Source organism: Phenylobacterium sp., assembly GCF_044236515.1.
GTDB lineage: Bacteria > Pseudomonadota > Alphaproteobacteria > Caulobacterales > Caulobacteraceae > Phenylobacterium.
Map to the genome: position 1 here is coordinate 1 of NZ_JBIIGK010000021.1, position 20,444 is coordinate 20,444.

At 70.3% G+C, this 20,444-nt stretch carries 20 protein-coding genes and 1 other RNA gene; 8 read left to right on the forward strand and 13 right to left on the reverse strand.

Annotated features, from left to right (window positions below; translation table 11 throughout):
• Window positions 1–215: 215 nt before the first annotated feature.
• The 8 genes from ACILRF_RS03885 to miaA all read right to left on the reverse strand — a co-directional run bounded on the left by ACILRF_RS03885 (window position 216) and on the right by miaA (window position 8,713).
• Window positions 216–2,381: a serine hydrolase domain-containing protein gene (locus ACILRF_RS03885; RefSeq protein ID WP_395670955.1), complete on the reverse strand. Its 2,166-nt coding sequence runs from the start codon at window positions 2,379–2,381 to the stop codon at window positions 216–218.
• A 94-nt stretch (window positions 2,382–2,475) separates the two neighbouring features.
• Entirely contained in the window at window positions 2,476–3,249 is a 774-nt protein-coding gene (locus ACILRF_RS03890; protein ID WP_395670956.1) for a C13 family peptidase, read from the reverse strand.
• A gap of 46 nt (window positions 3,250–3,295) precedes the next feature.
• Complete coding sequence (locus ACILRF_RS03895) at window positions 3,296–3,787, reverse strand: SspB family protein (protein ID WP_395670957.1); 492 nt, start codon at window positions 3,785–3,787, stop codon at window positions 3,296–3,298.
• A gap of 118 nt (window positions 3,788–3,905) precedes the next feature.
• Window positions 3,906–4,268, reverse strand: a transfer-messenger RNA (tmRNA) gene (gene ssrA, locus ACILRF_RS03900).
• Entirely contained in the window at window positions 4,246–5,145 is a 900-nt protein-coding gene (locus ACILRF_RS03905) for a hypothetical protein (protein WP_395670958.1), read from the reverse strand. The genes ssrA and ACILRF_RS03905 overlap by 23 nt, the downstream gene beginning before the upstream one ends.
• 40 nt (window positions 5,146–5,185) lie before the next feature.
• Window positions 5,186–5,737, reverse strand: a complete 552-nt coding sequence (gene ilvN / locus ACILRF_RS03910) for an acetolactate synthase small subunit (RefSeq protein WP_395670959.1) — start codon at window positions 5,735–5,737, stop codon at window positions 5,186–5,188.
• Between the two features lie 68 nt (window positions 5,738–5,805).
• Entirely contained in the window at window positions 5,806–7,614 is a 1,809-nt protein-coding gene (locus tag ACILRF_RS03915) for an acetolactate synthase 3 large subunit (RefSeq protein ID WP_395670960.1), read from the reverse strand.
• A 172-nt stretch (window positions 7,615–7,786) separates the two neighbouring features.
• The gene (miaA, locus tag ACILRF_RS03920; RefSeq protein WP_395670961.1) at window positions 7,787–8,713 is read right to left on the reverse strand and encodes a tRNA (adenosine(37)-N6)-dimethylallyltransferase MiaA; all 927 of its coding nucleotides are present in this window, start codon (window positions 8,711–8,713) and stop codon (window positions 7,787–7,789) included.
• Here miaA and serB point away from each other — a divergent pair.
• Both serB and ACILRF_RS03930 read left to right on the forward strand, forming a co-directional pair.
• Window positions 8,712–9,575 carry a phosphoserine phosphatase SerB gene (serB, locus tag ACILRF_RS03925; protein WP_395670962.1) on the forward strand — a complete coding sequence of 288 codons (864 nt, stop codon included), beginning with the start codon at window positions 8,712–8,714 and terminating at the stop codon, window positions 9,573–9,575. The genes miaA and serB overlap by 2 nt on opposite strands.
• Window positions 9,576–9,577: 2 nt before the next feature.
• Window positions 9,578–10,234 (forward strand): HAD family hydrolase, encoded by a 657-nt coding sequence (locus tag ACILRF_RS03930; protein WP_395670963.1) that lies wholly within the window; start codon window positions 9,578–9,580, stop codon window positions 10,232–10,234.
• Window positions 10,235–10,268: 34 nt separating this feature from the next.
• Here ACILRF_RS03930 and hflC read toward each other — a convergent pair whose 3' ends face one another.
• Window positions 10,269–11,162: a protease modulator HflC gene (gene hflC / locus ACILRF_RS03935; RefSeq protein WP_395670964.1), complete on the reverse strand. Its 894-nt coding sequence runs from the start codon at window positions 11,160–11,162 to the stop codon at window positions 10,269–10,271.
• Window positions 11,159–12,346 carry an FtsH protease activity modulator HflK gene (gene hflK, locus ACILRF_RS03940; RefSeq protein ID WP_395670965.1) on the reverse strand — a complete coding sequence of 396 codons (1,188 nt, stop codon included), beginning with the start codon at window positions 12,344–12,346 and terminating at the stop codon, window positions 11,159–11,161. Before hflK ends, hflC begins: the two co-directional genes overlap by 4 nt.
• A 140-nt stretch (window positions 12,347–12,486) precedes the next feature.
• Here hflK and ACILRF_RS03945 point away from each other — a divergent pair, with 140 nt between their 5' ends.
• Window positions 12,487–13,605, forward strand: a complete 1,119-nt coding sequence (locus ACILRF_RS03945; protein ID WP_395670966.1) for a P-loop NTPase — start codon at window positions 12,487–12,489, stop codon at window positions 13,603–13,605.
• Here ACILRF_RS03945 and ACILRF_RS03950 read toward each other — a convergent pair.
• Together ACILRF_RS03950 and ACILRF_RS03955 are read right to left on the reverse strand one after the other, a co-directional pair.
• On the reverse strand, window positions 13,590–14,951 hold the full coding sequence (locus ACILRF_RS03950; protein WP_395670967.1) for an MFS transporter: 1,362 nt from the start codon (window positions 14,949–14,951) through the stop codon (window positions 13,590–13,592). The genes ACILRF_RS03945 and ACILRF_RS03950 overlap by 16 nt on opposite strands.
• On the reverse strand, window positions 14,948–15,850 hold the full coding sequence (locus ACILRF_RS03955; protein ID WP_395670968.1) for an SDR family NAD(P)-dependent oxidoreductase: 903 nt from the start codon (window positions 15,848–15,850) through the stop codon (window positions 14,948–14,950). Before ACILRF_RS03955 ends, ACILRF_RS03950 begins: the two co-directional genes overlap by 4 nt.
• Before the next feature lie 131 nt (window positions 15,851–15,981).
• Here ACILRF_RS03955 and ACILRF_RS03960 point away from each other — a divergent pair, with 131 nt between their 5' ends.
• The 5 genes from ACILRF_RS03960 to ACILRF_RS03980 all read left to right on the forward strand — a co-directional run bounded on the left by ACILRF_RS03960 (window position 15,982) and on the right by ACILRF_RS03980 (window position 19,902).
• Window positions 15,982–17,265, forward strand: a complete 1,284-nt coding sequence (locus ACILRF_RS03960; RefSeq protein ID WP_395670969.1) for a NupC/NupG family nucleoside CNT transporter — start codon at window positions 15,982–15,984, stop codon at window positions 17,263–17,265.
• 93 nt (window positions 17,266–17,358) lie between these two features.
• Entirely contained in the window at window positions 17,359–17,904 is a 546-nt protein-coding gene (locus ACILRF_RS03965; RefSeq protein ID WP_395670970.1) for a hypothetical protein, read from the forward strand.
• 18 nt (window positions 17,905–17,922) lie between these two features.
• The gene (locus ACILRF_RS03970) at window positions 17,923–18,213 is read left to right on the forward strand and encodes a DUF3253 domain-containing protein (protein WP_395670971.1); all 291 of its coding nucleotides are present in this window, start codon (window positions 17,923–17,925) and stop codon (window positions 18,211–18,213) included.
• Entirely contained in the window at window positions 18,210–18,860 is a 651-nt protein-coding gene (locus ACILRF_RS03975; protein WP_395670972.1) for a glutathione S-transferase family protein, read from the forward strand. Before ACILRF_RS03970 ends, ACILRF_RS03975 begins: the two co-directional genes overlap by 4 nt.
• A 22-nt stretch (window positions 18,861–18,882) precedes the next feature.
• The gene (locus ACILRF_RS03980; protein ID WP_395670973.1) at window positions 18,883–19,902 is read left to right on the forward strand and encodes a lysophospholipase; all 1,020 of its coding nucleotides are present in this window, start codon (window positions 18,883–18,885) and stop codon (window positions 19,900–19,902) included.
• Here ACILRF_RS03980 and ACILRF_RS03985 read toward each other — a convergent pair.
• The gene (locus tag ACILRF_RS03985) at window positions 19,899–20,333 is read right to left on the reverse strand and encodes a VOC family protein (protein ID WP_395670974.1); all 435 of its coding nucleotides are present in this window, start codon (window positions 20,331–20,333) and stop codon (window positions 19,899–19,901) included. The two genes, ACILRF_RS03980 and ACILRF_RS03985, sit on opposite strands and share 4 nt — an antisense overlap.
• Window positions 20,334–20,444: the final 111 nt, after the last annotated feature.

Sequence of the window (20,444 nt, forward strand, 5' to 3'; positions counted from 1 at the left end):
ATGGTCACGGCGACCAGGACCGCGGCCACGCCGGCGCCGATGCCGAGGATGGCGGCCAGCCGACCGATGCCGAACCGCTGAAGCGCACCAATGAACTGGCCCAACCCGGCGCCCCTTGCCCCGAAAAACCAAAGCGGGCGACGCCAGGCAAATCAGGCCGCGGCGCCGCTAGGCAAGAATTACCGGGCGCTTGGTAAACGGGGTTTTAAGATTGCCTAGCCGCTCCAGGGGCTGAGGGCGCCCCAAAGGCCGAGCAGAACCGAGTACGCCGCATAGATGATCACCGTCGTGGTGAAGGCGGCTTTGCGCAGGGCAGTCCACGAATCCACCCGCCGGCCGCCCCGCCAGACCGCAGGCACGGCAATCAGCGTGGCGATCGTCAGCAGGGCGGCGACGAGCGCGCAGGCCGAGGCGGTGATCAGCAGGGCGCCCGGCCAGCGGTAGACGATCTGGGCGACGTCGCCGGTCTTGGTCAGCCAGACGCCGAACAAGCCAAGCGAGGTCAGCCACAGGCCGGCCTGGATGTTCTGCAGCAGGCCGGCGCGGGCCTGGATCATGTTTTCACGGAAGTCGCGGCGGTTGCGCAGGACCAGGCCGGCCAGCGTCGCGATGGCCGCGAAGCCGGTGAGCCCTGCCAGCAGGCCCAGAACGATCGGCCGCCGCCAGGCCGGGGCGCGCTCGAAACGCTCGGCGCCCGAGGCGGGAATGAAACTCGTCGCCTCGCCGTCTTCGACGTGGAAGGCCAGGCGCTGGTCCCCGTCGAAGGCGACGAACCGGCCCTGACCGAGCGGGCCATCGGGGACCCAGGACGTGGGCCGGTCGCCGAGCCTGGTGACCAGGCGGCCGTCTGGCGTGACCTGGACGAGGGCGCCGCCGGTCAGGCCGCCGACGAACTCCTCAAGACCGGAATAGGCGCGCCGGGTGGTCAGATAATAGCCCGAGAAGGTGTCCGCCGAGGCGGCGAGCTCCGGAGAGCCGGCGCGCGGGAAGTCGCGTGGCGCGGCATAGAACTGACGGACCAGCTCCTCCGCGAAGCGACCGACGAAGGGCTCGGCGGTGTCGGTGTTTGCGGAGATGAAGATGCCGAGGCCGAGCTGCGGCACGGTCACCATGCTGGAGTAGAAGAACAGGGTCGCGCCGTCGTGGCCGAAGCCGCGGTAGCCGCCCGGCAGATCGTGGACGACGAAGCCGTGGGCCCAGCTGTTGATGCCAGGCGGGGTCGGGCGCAGGGGCGTGCGGAACAGGCGCGCGGTCTGCGGGCCGTAAACCGTCGCGCCGCCGAGGGTTCCGCCGTTCAGGACGGCGATCATGTACCGCGCCATGTCGCCGGCGGTGGACGAGGCCGAGCCGGAAGGCGCGATCTGGCCGATGTATTCGAAGCCGCGGCGCTCGAACCCGGAGGGCGTCCAGCGGTAGGCGTTGGAGACCTGGCCGGCGAGGGCGGTCGGCATCGGCTCGGGCAGGCCGGCCTTGGCTTCGCGCGGCTCGCGGAAGGTGGTCCGGCTCATGCCGAGCGGGCGGAAGATCCGGGTCTCGGCATAGGTCTCGAACGGCTGGCCGGACGCGTAGGCCACCGCCTGGCCGGCCAGAGCCGCGCCGTAATTGGAATAGTTCGAGACCACGCCGGAGGCCGACACCCGGTCGGGGCGCTCCTGGCGCAGGTAGAGCTGCAGCGGCCGCACGCGGTCCGGGCTGGATTCCATCAGGTGGCCCAGCATCCGATCCTCGAAACCGGCCGAATGGTCCATCAGGTTGCGGACCTCGACATCACGGCGATAGCCCTGGTCGCGGATGCGGACGGGTTCGGGCAGGTAGAGGTTAACCGGCGCAGTCAGCCGCATGCGGCCGGCCTCGACCTCCTTCATCACGGCGATCCAGGTGAAGGTCTTGGAGATCGAGCCGACCCTGAAAAGGGTGCGGTCAGGGTCGACGCGGCGGCGGGGCTGCAGGGCGGCGAAGCCGTAGCCCTTCTTCAGGACGACCTGGCCGTTCTGGACGATGCTGACGGTGACGCCGGCGATGTGGTCGCGGCCCATGGCCTCGCGGACCGCGCCGTCGACGAAGGCCTCAAGCTCGGCGGGCGGCAAGGCTTGGCCGGCGGCCAGGCGGGCGCCGCTTGCGGTGGTCGGCTGACCAGCGACGACGGGCACGGCGCCGGCGATCCCGACCGCGGCGGCGACGGCCGGGGCGACCGGCGCCGTCGTGCGCGGCGCCGTCCGAGCCGCGGGGCGGCGCTGGGGGCGCAACTTTACGTAAGGGACAGGGGCCGAGGGCAGGCTGGCGGCGGCCGAACTCGGCGCGTCCTGGGCGAGGCTGGCGGGTGGGACGGCGACGAGGGCCGTCGCGAGGGCGAGAGCGGCGCGTAGGATAAACCGCGTCAAGGGCAGGCCGCCTTTGGCTCAGCGTCAGGGGATGAAGCCAGATGTACGGCGCAAACTGAGTCCCTGAAAGCGGCGGGAGCGCCCGGCCGCGTGATTATTCGCGCGGCGGTTGCGCGCCTGGGAAGGCGTAGAACGGCAAGGCCGGCAGGAGGTCAGCGCCGATCGACAGTTGCGGCTGGGAAGGCGGCTTCATGCCCTCCTCGATTTCGCGCGCCGCGACGCAGGCCTGCACCGCCCGCCCGAGGCCGCCGAAGTCCCGCGCGCCCTTCGCCGAGCTCAGGAAACAGTCGTCGAAGTACGGATAGCGGTCGGCCTCGCCGCAGCCGAAGGACGAGCGGTCCTTGCGGGCCGCGGTCAGCACCATTCGGTTTGGCCCGGCCAGGGCGGGCACGAATACGCCGGAGAAACAGGCGGAGATCACCACCACCGTCGGCCGCTCGCCGCAGGCCGCGCCGACCATCTGGCCGAGGATGCGCGGGGCCAGGACGTCCTCGCCGACCAGCACGCCGCTGGGGTCGCCGTGCGAGGTGAAATAGACGAGGCAACCACCGGGCGCCCGGGCGGCGGTCTCCTCAAGGGCCTCGTAGATGGCGTTGGGTTCGGAGAGGCCGGGGGCGGTGATCAGGTCGTTCTGCGGCTTGACCGAAAACTGCCGGAGGTTCTCCGGCCGGAAGCCGAGGCCGACAAGGGTGGTGGCGACATCGCGGCGAGCATTGTCGAAGGCCTCTGTCGGCCTTCCGCCGTGGGCGCGGAAATCGCCGGCGACCACCACCGCCGCCCAGTCGGCGAAGGATTGCGCCGCCGCCGGGGCCGGCGCGAGCAGCAGGGTGGCGGCGAGCGCCGCCCATCGCGCCACGTGCCGGATCACGCCGCCGGTCCCCCGGCTTCCAACCTAGGGGACTGCGGCGCGCCGTTCATTTCTTCCGGAACTGATCGAGGGAGACGATCTTGGCCTCGCCGTCCGTCGAGGGCGGCTCGTCCGTCACCTCGGCGGGCGCGGCGGCAACAGGGCGGGCGTCGGTCGGGGCGGCCGGCGGCGGTTCGAACTGCAGCAGGAACTGCACCGACGGATCGTAGAAGCGGGTCACCGCCGCATAGGGCACCGACAGCCGCTTCGGCTGACCGCCGAATTGCAGGGTGACCGAGAAGAAGGTCTCGCCGGGCGCGAGGTCCCAGTACTGGTGCTGGAGGACGATGGTCATCTCGTCCGGATATTTGCCGAGCAGGTCGTTGGGGCCGGAGACGCCCTCCGCATCGGTCTTGAAGGTGATGTAGAAGTGGTGGGCACCGGGCAGGCCCTCCGGCGCGGCGGCGCGCTTCAGCGCGGCCTTGACGACGCCGCGCAGGGCATCCTGAGCCAGGGCTTCATAATGCATCAGGTCCTGGGCCGGCGGATCCTGGGCCATGGGGGCTCCGAACTTCAAGCAGACAGAAGAAGTAGCGTCTGGACCAGAAGCTGCAAGGCGGCGCAAGGCCGATGCGTCCGATTTGATCGGAGCCCGACGGCAGAGGTGACCGGAGGAAGGTGAGGGGCTTCTGTTGGCAGGCGCCCCTCGGGCCCCGCCTAGGGATCTGAACCCCTAGGACTTAGGTCGGATGTCTACCGAACCGCATTACGCGGCGAGGCGGACTTCCTCAGCGAAGTTATCGTTCGCATTTAGTTTAAAGACCCGGGACGGTGGGTCAGGCCGAGAGAAAGCTACGCCTTTAGACGTCTGTCGATGCTGATCGGCCCCGTACGTCTCCGGCGATAACCCGGAAGAACTTGGTGGAGCCGCCGGGAATCGCACCCGGGTCCAGTCCGCTTATTACGCGCGCGTTTATCCCCATAGTCGGGCAAGCCCGACGCCTGGAAATATAGGGCCTATGGGACCGGATTTGAAGGGGTTGTGTCGGCCGGGGCCTCGAAGGACGGCGCCTGCGGGCGGGCGTTCGGCGCCGCCTTGAGCGTTCCGCCGTCGGCGATCACCCCCTGGTACATCCGCCGGGCGGCGGCGAAGTCAGCGCCGCGCGGGAAGGCGACGTCGAAGCGCGGCTCGTGGCCGAGGGCGGCGCGCAACAAGGGCTCCAACGCATCGGCGACCTGGCCAATCTCGGCGCTGTCGCAGGCGCGGCGCAGAGCTGTCGACCGGCCCTCGACCACCAGGGTCAGGTCGTAGCTGACACCCTCGACGCAGACGGTATCCGCGCCGCCCGCCTCCTGGACCCGCACATCGCGGGGCGTTCCCCACATCGGATGGGCGCGCAGCGCGCGGAAGGTCTCGGCCGAGCCCTCGGGAAGCTGGCGGTCGAAACCGACCCGGCGGGTGATGTCCGCCTCGCAACAGGCGAGGCCGATGCGGCCCTGGACGAAGGCGGCGCCGTCGCGACGAACGGTCACCCGCACGACGCTCTGGCGGACGCTCTGCGACGGGCGGACCCAGAGCTCGAGGATCATCTCTCCGCCGCCGACCACCTGCCACTGCAGCGGCGGCAGGCCCCAGAGGCGGTAGGTCGAGGGATCGACGCCGTTGTCGATGGCGACCGTGCGTGCACCGCGGCCGATGCGCCGCCCGGCCAGCGGGTCGGCGGCCTCGCCGGGCTTTGGCCACTTGTCGGTCCACCAGCTGGCGGGATCGGGCGGCGGGAACGGCCAGATCTCCGCCTCGTTCGGCGGCGTGCCTTCCGGCGGGCCGATCGGCGCCTGGCGCCGGAACGAGAACTGCGCGCTCGCGGGCGTCGCGAGCGCGGCCGTCAGCAGGCCGATGATGATGAGCCTGGCCACGCTGTCAGAATGACCGGGCCGGGCGATGTGTTCCGCCGGCCTAGAAGGCCTCGACGCCACGCTGGATCGACAGCACGCCGGTGCGGGAGACCTCGACCAGGCCAAGGGGGCGCATCAGTTCGATCAGGCTGTCGATCTTGGACGGCGCGCCGGTGACCTCGAAGACGAAGCTCTCGTGGGTGATGTCGATCACCCGCGCGCGGAAGATCTCCGAGACCCGCAGCGCCTCGACGCGGTCGGCGCCCGAGCCGCGGACCTTCACCAGGGCGAGCTCGCGCTCCAGGCCCTTGGGGTCGCGGGTGATGTCCTGGACGTGGCGCGTCGAGACCATCTTCTCGAGCTGGGCCTCGATCTGGGCCAGCACCTGCGGCGTGCCGCGGGTCACGATGGTGACGCGCGAGGTGTGCGCCCTGCGGTCCGTCTCGGCGACCGTCAGGCTTTCGATGTTGTAGCCGCGCGCCGCGAACAGCCCGACCAGGCGGTGCAGGACCCCCGGCTCGTTGTCGACCAGCACGGCGAAGGTCGCGAGGCTCTCCGGCGTCTCGTCATGGGCGAGGTCGTATACGGAGGCGGGCTGGGTGGCGTCGGTCATCTCATCTCCCCGAAGTCGGCGACGCACGTGTCACAAGCCGCGCGTCGCCGCAACTGCTGCGGCTGGCCTCAGACCAGCCGCTTGCCGGCGTCGTCGATGATCGAGCCGAGGTCGCGGGCTTCCTCGGCCATGATCATCTCGTTGTGCGCCTTGCCCGACGGGATCATGGGGAAGCAGTTCTCTTCCTTGGTCACCCGGCAGTCGAAGATCACCGGCTTGCGCACGTTGATCATCTCCAGGATCGCGTCGTCGAGCTCCCCGGGCTTCTCGGCGCGGATGCCGACGCCGCCGTAGGCCTCGGCCAGCTTCACGAAGTCGGGCAGGCTGGCCGAATAGGAGTGCGAATAGCGCTCGCCGTGCAGCAACTGCTGCCACTGGCGGACCATGCCCATCCATTCGTTGTTGAGAATGAAGATCTTGATCGGCAGGTCGAACTGCACCGCCGTCGACATCTCCTGCATGGTCATCTGCACGCTGGCGTCGCCGCCGATGTCGATGACCAGGGCGTCGGGGTGGGCGACCTGGACGCCGACCGCCGCGGGCACGCCGTAGCCCATGGTGCCGAGCCCCCCCGACGTCATCCAGCGGTTCGGCTGGTCGAAGTGGAAGAACTGGGCCGCCCACATCTGGTGCTGGCCGACCTCGGTGGTGATGTAGACGTCGCGATCCTTGGTCAGCTCGTACAGGCGCTGGATCGCGTACTGCGGCTTGATCAGCTTGTCGTCCTGGCGGAACCGGAAGCTCTGGCGGGCGCGCCAGCCGTCGATCTGCCGCCACCAGTCGGCCATGGCGGCCTTGTCGGTGGAAAGGCCCTTCTGCTTCCAGGCGGCGATCATGTCCTCCAGCACCGAGGCGGCGTCGCCGACGATGCCGACGTCGGTGCGGACATTCTTGCCGATCGACGAGGCGTCGATGTCGATGTGGATCTTGCGCGAGGTCGGAGCGAAGGCGTCCAGGCGGCCGGTGACCCGGTCGTCGAACCGCGCGCCGATGGCCACCATCACGTCGCAATCGTGCATGGCGTTGTTGGCCTCGAACGAGCCGTGCATCCCCAGCATGCCGAGCCACTGCCCGCCCGAAGCCGGATAGGCGCCAAGTCCCATCAGGGTCGAGGTGACCGGGGCGCCGGTCAGGGCGGCGAACTCACGCAGCAGCTCGGACGCCCGCGGGCCGGCGTTGATGACGCCGCCGCCGGTGTAGAGGATCGGCCGGCGCGCGCCGGCGATCATCGCCACCGCCTCGGCGATGCGCCCGGCGTCCCCCTTGATGCGCGGGGCGTAGTTGTGGCTGTGCTGGACGTCCTTCGGGCCCTGGTAGACGCCCTTGGCGAACTGCACGTCCTTGGGGATGTCGATGACCACCGGGCCCGGCCGGCCGGACGTGGCGATGTGGAACGCCTCGTGAAGGATGCGCGGCAGATCCTCGACCGACTTCACCAGGTAGTTGTGCTTGGTGCAGGGCCGGGTGATGCCGATGGTGTCGCATTCCTGGAAGGCGTCGGTGCCGATCAGGTGGGTGGCGACCTGGCCGGTGATGACCACCAGCGGGATGGAGTCCATCAGCGCGTCGACGATGCCGGTGACGGCGTTTGTCGCGCCGGGACCCGAGGTGACCAAGACGACGCCCGGCTTGCCGGTGGAGCGGGCGTAGCCTTCGGCGGCGTGGGTCGCGCCCTGTTCGTGACGAACCAGGATGTGCTGCAGCTTCGGCTCGGCGAACAAGGCGTCGTAGATCGGCAGCACCGCGCCGCCAGGATAGCCGAACAGCTTTTCCACGCCCTGATCGAGGAGGGCGCGCACGACCATTTCCGCGCCGGAGATGGTGTCGGTCGCGTTTTCTGGGGTGTCCTGGGCTTCCAGGGTGGTCTCGGTGGTCATGGCGGTGAGCCTTCGGGCGATTGGGCAATAAAAAAGGCCCGCGGGGGGCCTGGTTACGTGCGACCGGTCGGTCCTGACGCGTCGTCAGTCCGTCTTACGGTCGCCCTACGAGTACGAGAGTGGTGCGCACGGGAATTCTTCCGAAAAGCAGGTTTGGGCGTGTCGCATGCCGCTAGGGCGGCGTCAAGCCGGGTTCCAGCGCAATAAACTGCCCCCACTGGCCGGCGTGGCTGTCGGCGGTGAGGCGCGGCCAGTCGGCCATTTGGCCGCGCATCCAGGTCGCCTGGCGCTTGGCGTAGCGGCGGGTCTCCTGCTGGGCGGCGGCTATGGCGTCCGGCAGGGTGAGTTCGCCACGCAGATGAGCGGCGAGTTCCCGAACCCCCACCGCCTTCATCGCCGGCAAGGCCGGGTCCAGATCGCGGGCGGCCAAAGCGGCGACCTCGTCCAGGGCCCCCTCGTGGACCATCGTCTCGAGACGGGCGTCGCAGCGGGCGTAGAGCCAGGGGCGCGGCGGCTCCAGGGCGACCGCGGTCCAACCGGCGATGGCCGGGACGCCGGTCCGCTGAAGGTTGGTGAGGGCCTCGCCGGTGGCGGCGAACACCTCCCAGGCGCGGCACAGGCGCTGGCGGTCGCCGGCCGCGATGCGGGCGGCCGCGGCCGGATCGACCTCGGCGAGGCGGGCGCGGAAGGCCGCTTCGCCCAGCCGCTCGAAATCGGCGGCGGCCTCGGCGCGGGCATGGGGCGGCACCTCGGGGATTTCGGCCAGGCCGCGGGTCAGGGCCTTGAAGTAGAGCCCGGTGCCGCCGACCACCACGGCGTCGCGGCCGCGCACGCGGATGTCCGCCAGCACATCCGTCGCCGCCCGCAGCCAGCGGCCGACCGACCAGCCATCGGCTGGATCGACGGTTCCAAACAGATGGTGGCGCGCGCGCGCGGTCTCCTCGGGACCTGGGCCGGCGGTAATCACCCGCAGGCCGGCGTAGAGCTGCATGGAGTCGGCGTTGACGATTTCGGCGCCGTCGCGTTCGGCGAGCCGCAGGGCCAGGGCGGACTTGCCGCTTGCGGTCGGCCCGGCGATCAGCCAGATGCGGCCCGTCATGCTCTCCCTCACGCTCGTCAGCCCCGATCCGGAAGCCGCCGCTTCCGCCTACCACACCGCCCGCGAAGCGCTGAGCGTCGGCGTTGGCCGCGAGCTCGGACCCGGCGCCTGGGACCTGTCGGTCGCCTCGGCTGACCCCGCGACCATCGAGGCGGCGATCGCCGGCCGGCCGGTCGATTTCTGCCTGCAGCCCGCCGCGGGCCGCAAGAAGCGCCTGCTGGTCGCCGACATGGACTCGACGATCATCAACGTCGAGTGCCTGGACGAGTTGGCCGACTACGCCGGCCTCAAGGCCGAGATCGCCGAGATCACCGAGCGGGCCATGCGCGGCGAGCTGGAGTTCGAAGGCGCCCTGCGCGAGCGGGTCGGCAAGCTGAAGGGCCTGGCCGCCACGGCGCTGCAACAGGCGTACGACGAGCGGGTGCGGCTCAATCCCGGGGCCCGGACGATGGTCCGGACAATGGCGCAGAACGGGGCGCGCTGCGCCCTGGTGTCGGGCGGCTTCACCTTCTTCACCAGCCGGGTCGCCGAGGCCGCGGGCTTCCACATGAACCGCGCCAACACCCTGCACGAGGCGGGCGGCGTGCTGCTCGGCACCGTCGGCGAGCCGATCCTCGGCAAGGAAGCCAAGCTGGCGGCGCTCAACGAAGAGGCGGCGGCGCTCAACATCGACCTGTCGGAGACCCTGGCGATTGGCGACGGCGCCAACGACCTGGCGATGATCAAGGCCTCGGGCCTGGGGATCGCCTACCGCGCCAAGCCGGTGGTCGCCGCCGAGGCCCACGCCAAGATCGATCACGCCGACCTGACCGCCGTGCTCTACTTCCAGGGCTATTCGGCCGACGAGTTCGTGATCGACTGAGCATGAGCCTGCCCCGCCCCGTCCGCGCCGTGGTCTTCGACATGGACGGCCTGCTGGTCGACACGGAGTCGGTGGTGTTCGAGGCGATGAAGGCGACGGCGCGTCGGTCGAGCCTCGACATGCCGTTCGAAGTGTTCATCAAGATGGTCGGCCTGCCGCACGTTCATTCCGACCAGATCGCGCGCGACCACTTCGGCGAGGATTTCGACCTCGACGCCTGGCGAGCCGGCGTGCGGGAGCATTTCTACGAGTTCGCCCAGGCCGGGATCGTGCTCAAGGCCGGCGTTGTCGAGTTGCTGGACGAGTTGGACGCCCGGGGCCTGCCGCGCGCCGTGGCCACGTCGTCGAACCGCGAGAGCGTCGAACACAGCCTCGGCCAGCACGGCCTGCTGCCGCGTTTCCATGCCCTCGTGACGCGCGAGGCAGTGACCAACTTCAAGCCGCATCCCGAGCCGTTCCTGAAGGCGGCGGCGGCGCTGGGCGTCGATCCGGCGGACTGCCTGGCGCTGGAGGACAGCCACAACGGCGTCCGCGCCGCCTCGGCCGCCGGGATGATGACCATCATGGTGCCCGACCTGCTCGACCCGACCGAGGAGATGCAGTCGCTGTGCGTGCGGGTGGCCCGCGACCTGCACGAGGTGCGGGGATTGCTGGACTGACGTCGCTCTCTCCCGTGAAGACGGGAGAGATGATCTACCGCCCCGAGGGGCCGCGTTCGAAGTAGCGGAAGAACGCGCTGTCGGGGGAGAGGACCATCGTCGTGTCCCCCTGGCCGAGGCTGGCCTCATAGGCCTGCATCGAGCGGTAGAAAGCAGCGAAGCCGGCGTCCTTCCCATAGGCCTGGGCGAAGATCCGGGTGCGCTGGGCGTCGCCCTCGCCCCGGGTGGTCTCGCCGAGCTCCTGGGCCTGGGCGAGGGTGATGGTCACCTCGCGGTCCGCGGCGGCGATGATCTCGCGCTTCTGCTGCTCGCCGACGGCGCGGATCTCGGCCGCCCTTTGCTGGCGGCTGGTCTGCATGCGGCGGTAGACGGCGGCCTGGTTCTGCGGCGGCAGGTCGGCCCGGCGGATGCGGACGTCGATCACTTCGATCCCGAAGCGCGAGGCGCGGGCCCGCTGGGCGACGTCGGCGCGGGTCTGGGCCATCAGCTGGGCGCGGCGGCCGGCGATGATGTCGTTGGCGCGGGCCGAGCCCAGCACCTGCCGCAGCGAGGAATTCACCAGCCGCTCGATGCGGTCCGCGGCGGTCCGCTCGTCGCGCAGGGTGCGGTAGAACTGCAGCGGATCGGCGATGCGGTAGCGGACGAAGGCGTCGACCACCAGCCGCTCCTGATCGGCGGTGATCACCTCTTCCTGCTGGGCTTCGAGCGCCAGGTTGCGGCGGTCGAACTTGATGACGTTCTCGAGGAACGGCGCCTTGGCGTTAAGGCCGGCGCCCGGGTCGTTGGGCGCGTTGATGACCCGCACCGGCTCGCCGAAACGGACGACGAGGGCCTGTTCGCGCTGGTCGACGATGAACAGAGTGTTGGCCAGCACCACCAGGACGACCACGGCCAGGGCGATGTAGGCGGGGACGCGGCGCGAGTTCATCGGACGGCTCCCGTGCGGGCGTCGGCCTGGGCCTGGGTCTCCGGCGCCGGCTGCAGGGCGGCGGCCGGCGCGGCGGCGGCGGTGCGCGGGCGGAAGACGTCGGGCGGCAGAATGATCGGGGCCGAGGCGCCCTTGCCGTCGACGATGACCTTATTGGAACGGGCGAGCACGCGCTGCATGGTCTCGATGTAGAGCCGGTCGCGGGTCACGCCGGGGGCGCGCCGGTATTCGGCGTAGATGGAGTTGAAACGGGCCGCGTCGCCGAGCGCCTCGCGCACGGCCTGCTCGCGATAGGCCTGGGCCGATTGGACGATGCGCGCGGCGTCGCCCTTGGCCTCGTTGACCACGCGGTTGCGGTAGGTGTTCGCCTCGTTGGTGGCGGAGGCCTGGTCCTGCTCGGCATTGTTCACGTCGCGGAAGGCGCCATAGACCTCCTGCGGCGGGTTCGCCGACCGGATCTGCACTTCGACGATGCTGACGCCGGCGCCCCAGGCGTCGAGGGTCCGCTGCATCAGGACCGCGGTCTGGGCCTGAACCTGGCCGCGGCCGGTGGTCAGGATCGGCTCGAGGTCGGTGCGGCCGACGATCTCGCGCATGGCGCTTTCGGCCACGGCCTTTACCGAGGCTTCCGGATCGCGCAGGCGGAAGACGAACTGATCGGCGTCGGCTACGCGCCAGGTCACGCTGAAGTCGAGGTCGACGATGTTCTCGTCGCGGGTCAGCATCAGGCTTTCCTGCGGCACGTCGCTCTCGCCGACGCCGCCGACGTCGACCCGCTGCAGGGTGGTGACCGGCACCTTCACGACGCGCTCGATCGGGGTCGGCAGGTGGTAGCGCAGGCCGGGAGTCTCATTGCGCGAATAGGCGCCGAAGGTGGTGACCACCGCCTCCTCGTTCGGCTGCACGACGTAGAGGCCGGAAAGCGCCCAGATCGCGGCGACGCCGCCCGCGATGGCGAGGACGGCGCCCGGACGCAGCCCGCCGCCCGGCCCGCCGAGATGGCGGCCGAACCGGCGCTGCAGACGCTCGAAGGTGGCGTTGAAGTCGGGGCCCTCAGGCCGGCGCGGACCGCGCGGGCCGCCGCCGTTGTTCCGCGGCCGCTTGGGCGACTGGTCCTTGCGCTCGTCGTCGCCGCCGGGAGATCCCCACGGCCCGGGATTGGCGTTGTCGTTCCAGGGCGGCATCAGAGGGGTCGCGTCTCGGTCAAGGCGTTGGTTTCGTCTTCCAGGCGCGGCCGTATCGGGCAAGCCCCCATGGACTTGTAAACCGGCGCGGTCAGCCGGATATGAGACCCCTTCCCCGCCAAAGCAAGAACCAAGGCGACATGAACGACCCGACCGGTCCGCAACGGGCGGACATCCTGACGACCCTCGACCAGGTCCGAGATCCGAAGTCGGGGCAGGGGCTCGTCGCCGCCGGGCTGGTGCGCGGGCTGGTGGTGCGCGGCGACCGAGCGGCCTTCATGCTGGAGGTGGCGGCGGCCGACATCGGCCTCTATGCGCCGGTCCGGGAGGCGGCCGAGCGGGCGCTGGCCGCCGCGCCGGGGATCGGCTCCGCTCAGGTGGTGCTGACCGCTGAAGGACCGCCCGCGCCGACGCCCCCACAGCCTCGTGGCGCGCAACCTCGCCGGGCGCAGGTGGCCGAAGACCCTCAGGCGCGGCTCGGCAACATGCCGGACGCCGAGCGCCCGCCGCACGTGCGCAAGGTCATCGCCGTGGCCAGCGGCAAGGGCGGGGTGGGCAAGTCTACCGTCGCGGTGAACCTCGCCGTCGCCCTGTCCGGCCTCGGCCATCGCGTCGGTCTGCTTGACGCGGACATCTACGGCCCGTCGGCGCCGCAGATGCTGGGGCTGAACGACCAGGAGCCGACCTTCGACGCCGACAAGAAGCTCAACCCCCTGGAGGCGTTCGGCGTCCAGGTGATGTCGGTCGGCTTCATCGTCGAGCCGGGGGCCGCCAACATCTGGCGTGGGCCGATGGCGACGTCGGCGCTGCGGACCCTGATGGGCTCGAACTGGGGCGCGGCCGACGCGCCGCTGGACGCGCTGATCGTCGACCTGCCGCCGGGGACCGGGGACATCCAGCTGACGCTGGTGCAGCGCCTCAAGATCGACGGCGTGATCATCGTCTCGACGCCGCAGGAACTGGCGCTGATCGACGCCCGGCGCGCCGCGACCATGTTCCAGAAGGTCGGCACGCCTATCCTCGGCGTGGTCGAGAACATGGCGTTCTTCCCCGACCCGGCGACCGGCGCGCGCATCCCCATCTTCGGGGAGGGCGGCGCGAAGGCGGAAGCGGCGCGGTTGGGGGTTCCGCTGCTGGCGGAAGTCCCGATCGATCCGGCCCTGCGCCAGGGCGGAGACGAGGGTCGGCCGCTGGTGATCGCGGCCCCGATGTCACCGGCGGCGCAGGCGTTCTTCGGGATGGCTCAGGGCGTGGTCTGAACATCCCGGGCCTCCAGGTTTCGCCGGATTTCGGCGTGGCGGGCCGGGCCGAGCGAGTAGCCGAGGAAGCAGGCGCCGGCGAGGAGGACGAAGCCCACTGGGCCGACGATGAAGGCCAGTTCGAGGCCGCGGATCGCTTCGGGCGTGTTCACCGCCCCTTCCCGCGCGTCGTAGCCGGCGGCGGCGAGGGCGACGTTGAAGGTCAGGAGGATCGCCGCCGCCTGGGCGAGTTTCGAGGTGGCGTTGATCAGCGCGTAGATCAGGCCGGTCCACTCGCGGCCGGTCTCCAAGCGCAGTTCGTCGGCGACGTCGCCGGCCAGGGCGCGGATCATCACCGTGAAGCCGGCCTGCATGGCGCCGATCAGGCACATCATCGGCAGGAAGACCGCGAACGCGCCGGGCGGCAGGAACGGGGCGGAGACAAGCCCGGCCGAATAGACCGTGGTGTTGACCATCAGGGCGCGATGCTTGCCGATCCGGTTTGCGAGCCAGGCGGTCAGCGGCGCGCCCACGAGGCCGGCGGCGATGTAGCCGAGCAGCAGCAGGTTCGCTTCGGCGAGGCCGAAGCCGCGGCTGTCGCGGAAGTAGAAGAGATACATCGCGGCCATCCAGCCGGGGCCGAGATTGATGAACAGGTCTGCGCCCAGGACGCGCAGGACATTGAGCCGCCCCGCCACCGCCAGATAGTCCGCGAGCCGAAAGCCGTGTCGGTGATCGCGGGAGATCTGTTCGCGGGTCGAGAACGCGGCGAGCAGGACCGTGACCGGGACGGCGGCGACAATGAACCAGATCATCGCGCGGACGCCGCCCGCGTCGCTGGTTCCGGCCCGGGACATCAGAACCGGCACGACGACGACGGCGATGGCTCCGACGAAGCCGGTTCCCGTCACGGCGCCGAACAGGCGCGAGCGCTGCCGGTAGGTGGGCGACAAGGTCGCGGCCCAGGCGAGGTGCGACAGGTAGACGGCCGAATAGCCGAGATACATCACGAGCAGCCAGCCGATCAGCCCGACTTGACCGATGCCGGCTGAGGCCGTGGCGAGCCTGGCTAGACCCAGCATCAGCAGCGGCGCGCCGAGCAGCATCCAGAGCCGGTAGCGCCCGAGGCGCGAGCGGGTGCGGTCCATGCCGACGCCGATCGCCGCGTCGATGGGGATGTCGATCAGCCGGACGAGGCCGAACGCCGCGCCGACCACCGCCAATTCGAGGCCCAGGTTAGTGGCGAAATAGCGCGGCAGGTGAACGGTCAGGGCGACGTGGAGGGCGGCGATCGGGATGCTGACCGTCGAAAAAGCCAGCACGCCCGCCAGGGACAGGTCGCCCGCGTCGCGGCCGGCCCGCCTCATCCGCGTTGGGCGGCCTGGAAGAACTTCAGCGCCTGCTCGCCGCCGCCGCCGTAGGCGGTCTGTCCAGCCGCGTCCGAGATCGCCGACCACCGCTCACGCACGGCCTCGGCGGTGGCGTCCGGGCCGAGCCAGGCGCCGGGCGTCTCGACGATCCGGGCCACCGCAAAGGCGCCGGCGCCGGCTGTCAGGATGACCCCATCCGGCGCGTCCTCGGAGCACAGGAAGACGACGCCGGGCGTCACATATTCCGGCTTCAACATGTCTGCGACGGGGGGCGGCAGGATCCCCTCGGTCATGCGGGTCGCGGCCACCGGGCAGATGGTGTTGACGCGGATGCCGTGCTTGGCCCCTTCGAGCCGCAGGGTGTTCATCAGGCCGACGACGCCGAGTTTCGCCGCGCCGTAATTGGCCTGGCCGAAGTTGCCATAGAGGCCGGTCGCCGAGGTGGTGACGACGATCCGGCCGTAGTTCTGGCCGCGCATGATCTCCCACGCCGCCTTGGCCGGCTTGACCGTGCCCATCAGGTGGACGTCGAGCACGAGCTGGAAGTCGGCGACGTCCATCTTGGCGAAGCTGCGATCGCGCAGGATCCCGGCGTTGGCGACCAGGATGTCGAGCCGGCCCCAGGCCGTCATGACGTCCTGGATCATGCGCAGGACGCCGGCGTCGTCGGTGACCGACGAGCCGTTGGCGATCGCCTCGCCGCCGAAGGCGCGGATCTCCTCGACGACGGCGTGCGCCGCGTCCGAGCCGCCGCCGGAACCGTCGACGGCGCCCCCGAGGTCGTTGACCAGCACCCGCGCGCCACGACGCGCCAGCTCAAGGGCGTGATGACGGCCGAGCCCGCCGCCGGCGCCGGTGACGACCGCCACGCGGCCTTCGAAGCCCAGATCCGCCATGGGAATCCTTTCCTGCGCCTCAGCCGTTGTGGGGGCCGCCGCGGCCGAGCGTCAAGGCGCTGCGGCTTGCACGGCGGCGGGTTCTGTCGCTTCCTGCGCCCGGCTCCGGCGACGGGGCGGGGGAGTGGCGCATGGGTCCGGAGAATCTGCAGAGCCTGGCCGGGATCGCTGTCGTGCTCGCGCTCTGCTGGGCGATGTCGGAGGATCGGCGGCGGTTCCCGTGGAAACTGGCGATCGGCGCGGTGGTCATCCAGGCGTTGCTGGTGCTGGCGCTGTTCGGCCTGCCGGTGCTGAGGACGGCGCTGGGCGGCGTCGGCATGGCGGTCGACGGGCTGGCGAATTCGACCCAGGCGGGCGTGGCCTTCGTGTTCGGCTTCCTGGCCGGAACGCCCAACCAGCCCTATCCGCTGAGCGAGCCCGGCGCGCTGTTCGTCTTCGCCTTCCGGGTGTTGCCGGTGATCCTGGTGGTCTGCGCGCTCGCCGCCCTGCTGTGGCACTGGCGGATCCTGCAATGGTTCATCCGGCTGTTCGGCTTCGTGTTCGAGCGGCTGATGGGCCTGCGCGGCCCGCCGGCCCTCGCCACCGCGACGACGATCTTCATGGGGCAGGTCGAAGGGCCGATCTTCATCCGCAGCTATCTGCCCAGCCTGTCGCGGTCGGAGCTGTTCCTGCTGATCGCCGTCGGCATGGCGTGCGTCTCCGGCTCGACCATGGTGGCCTATGCGACGATCCTTCGGGACGTGCTGCCGAACGCGGCGGCGCACGTGCTGACCGCCTCGATCATCTCGGCCCCGGCCGGCGTGCTGCTGGCGCGGATCGTCATCCCGCGGGACCCGGCGGCCGAGGCGCCGCAGGCGCTCGATCCCGCTCAGGCCAAACGCTACGAGAGCTCGGTCGACGCCCTGATCAAAGGAACGGGCGACGGCCTGCAGATCGTGCTGAACGTCGCTGCGACCCTTATCGTGTTCGTGGCTCTGGTGGCGATGGTCAACGGCCTGCTGGGCCTCTTGCCCGACATCGCCGGCGGGCCTGTCTCCGTGCAGCGGATCCTGGGCCTGGCGTTCGCGCCGCTGGCCTGGGCGATCGGCGTGCCGTGGGCGGACGCCCAGACCGCCGGCAGCCTGCTGGGCGTAAAGCTGGTGCTGACCGAGTTCACCGCCTTCATCAACCTCGGCGCCGTGCCGGTCGGCGAGATCAGTGAGCGGACCCGCATCCTGATGACCTATGCCCTGTGCGGCTTCGCCAATGTCGCATCGGTCGGCATCAACCTCGCCGGCTATGCGGTGCTGGCTCCGGAGCGGCGGGGCGAGGTGGTGGGCATGGTCTGGAAGGCGATGATCGCCGGCTTCCTGGCCACCTGCCTGACGGCGTCGGTGGTCGGGCTGTTGCCGGCGGCCTTGTTCGCGCAGGTCTAGCCATCGCCCGGCGGCGGCAGGTAGTCTGGCGTCCTGAAGTTCGAGTTCTGGAGGCGTGATGCGAGGCTTGGCTTTCGGCGACAGGACGCCGCGATGATCGCCGCCGCCCTTCTTCTGGCCCTCGCCGCGCCGGGCGACCCGCCGCCAGCCGGGGCGCGGGCCCCCGCGGCCTCGCCGGCCGCCCAGGCCGCCGCCAAGTCGCTGTCCTTCGAGCCCAAGACCCAGGTCGAGAACAACATGCTGCAGGTCGTCGTCGGCCAGCGGGCGGTGTTCACCATCGAGGGTGGCCGGCCGAAGCTGGAGAAGGTCGAGGACGGACGGCTGGCCGCCGCCCATTCGCCAGGGAAGGTCAAGGAGACCTTCGCCGCGCCCGCCACCGGACAGGTCGCCGCCGCCTTCGACGCCTCGTCAGAACGCAAGGTGTCGGTGCTGAAGGTCTGGAACGCCGGGACCCGGCCGCTGGATTTCCGGCTGATTGCTCTGGCGCTGGCGAACGGCAAGCTGACGCCGGTGCCGATCAACTTCTGCGCCGTGGCGCCGGGGGGCGTGCGCAGCCAGGAATGGCCGGCCCCGATCCTGGCCGTCGCCCTGTCACGTTTCACCACCGAGGCGGACGATCCGCCGGCCTGCCGGAACTGAAGGGGCGGAACCGAACCGATGAGCGCTGCTGTCGAGACCGCCATCTTCGACCTCTTGAGCAAGGTCGCGCCGGGCAAGTCCGTGTCGCCGGAAGAGGTTGCCCGTGTCGTCGAGCCTGAGGCCTGGCGCCGGCTGCTGGGCCATGTGCGCGCCACGGCCATCGGACTGGCGCGGCAAGGCAAGCTGGTGATCCTGCGCCACAACAAGCCGGCGGACCCGGATGATTTCAGGGGCGTGTGGCGGATGCGTCTGCCCGACCCCGACGATGTGGCGGTCGCCCAGCCCGACGCCGAGGAGAGCTCAGAATGATCATCTACGGCGGGACCCTGTCGCCTTTCGTCCGCAAGACGGTGGTGTTCGCGATCGAGAAGGGCGTCGACTTCGAGCTGGTCCCGGCCTTCGGCGACATGGTCCCCGACGGATTCCGGGAGGCGAGCCCGTTCGGGAAGATCCCGGCCCTGCGCGACGGCGACTTCACCCTGGCCGACTCGACCGCCGTCGTGACCTACATCGACACCCTGAACCCCGAGCCGAACCTGATCCCGACCGAGGCCAAGGCGCGGGCCAAGACGGTGTGGTTCGAGGAGTTCGCCGACACCATCGCCTTTTCCTGCGGCGGCAAGGTGTTCTTCAACCGCATCGTCGCGCCGCATATCCTGAAGCGGCCTGGTGACGCGGCCGTGGCCGACGAGGCTGAGCGGGTCGAGTTTCCGCGGCTCGCCGACTATCTGGAAAGCGTCGCGCCGGCCGCCGGCTACCTGGTCGAGGACCGGTTCACCCTGGCCGACATCGCGGTAGCCACCCAGTTCGTCTCCATGCGCTACGGCGGTTGCGGCCTGAACCCGACGACGCATCCGAAGGCGTACGGCTATGTGGAGTCGATCCTGGCGCGGCCGTCCTTCGCCACGCTGCTGGAGAAGGAACGGCGTACGCTGGCCAAGCTGGGCGCCGCCTGACCAAATCGACCGACCGCACCGCATGCCCCGCCTGCTCGCCGCCGTCCTCGCCGCCCTCAGCCTGACCGCCTGCGCGCCGATGCTGGTCCAGCAGGCGGCCCAGCCGCCGCTGGGCTTCGAAGGCGCGCGGCTGGAGGCCGACCGGGTGGTCAGCTTCGATGGGGCGCGGCTCGGCCTGACCCGGTGGGCGGCGACGGGAGAGCCCTGGGCGGTGATCGTCGGCGTGCACGGCATGAACGACTACGCCAACGCCTTCCACCTGGCCGCGCCGTGGTGGGCGGAACAGGGCGTCACGACCTACGCCTATGATCAGCGCGGCTTCGGCCGCTCGCCGCAGCGCGGGGTTTGGGCCGACGAGGAGGTGCTGGCCGAGGACCTGCGGACGGTGACCGCCCTGGTCCGGGCGCGCCATCCGAAGGCCATTGTCGCGGTGGCCGGCGAGAGCATGGGCGGCGCCGTGGCGGCCAGCGCCTTCGCCTCCGAACGGCCGCCGGCGGCGGACCGGCTGGTGCTGCTGGCGCCCGCGGTGTGGGGCTGGCGGGCCCAGCCGCTGCCGAACCGCACCCTGCTATGGCTGGCGGCCAAGGCGACGCCGGGCAAGATCTACACGCCGCCGCGCTGGCTGACCGACCGCATCACGCCGACCGACAACCGCGAGGAACTGATCCGGATGAGCCGCGACCCGCTGATGGTCTGGGGCGCGCGGTCCGACACGCTCTACGGCCTGGTTCGGCTGATGGACGATGGGGCGGACGCGGTCGGCAAGGCCGAGGTCCCGACGCTGTACCTATACGGGGCGAACGACGACATCATCCCGAAGAAAGCGACCCGTCGCGCCGTGCGGCGGCTGAAGCCCTGCGACCGCTCCGCATATTACGGCGCCGGCTATCACCTCTTGATGCGGGACCGGCAGGGACCAGCGGTGTGGGGCGACGTGCTGGCCTTCCTCCGCGATCCAGCCGGCCCGCTGCCGTCGGAGCCGCCGCCGATCCCCGGCGCGCCGCACGTCGCCTGTCCAAGCGCGACGGTGGCGGCCGGCTAGGCCATCTCCGCGACGTAGGCCTCGGGCCCCTTTTCGGCGGCGGCGGGATCCATCCACATAACCTCCCAGACGTGGCCGTCCGGATCGAGGAAGCTGACGCCATACATGAAGCCGTAGTCCTGGGCCGGCATCCAGGCCTGGCCGCCGTTGGCCAGGGCCTTGGCGAGGAAGCCGTCGACCTCTTCGCGGTTCGCGGCCGACAGGCAGATGAGCGCTTCCTTGCCCTTCGCGGTGTCGGCGATGTCGCCCTTGATGAAGTCCTTGAACCGCGACTCCAGCAGCAGCATCGCGATGATGTTCTCCTCGATGACGCAGCACAGGGCGTCGTCGCTGCAGAACTTCGGGTTGAAGGTGAAGCCGAGGGCGCCGAAGAAGCGCCGCGACGCTTCAAGATCCTTGACCGGCAGGTTCACGAAGATCATCCGCTGCATTGCGCATCTCCTGTTTGGTTGCGCCCGGAGGACGAAGGACGGGCCGCCTCGCCGACATACGGCGAGACAATTTTTTCAGCTGCGTGTCGGCTGGACGACTTTACGGAACAA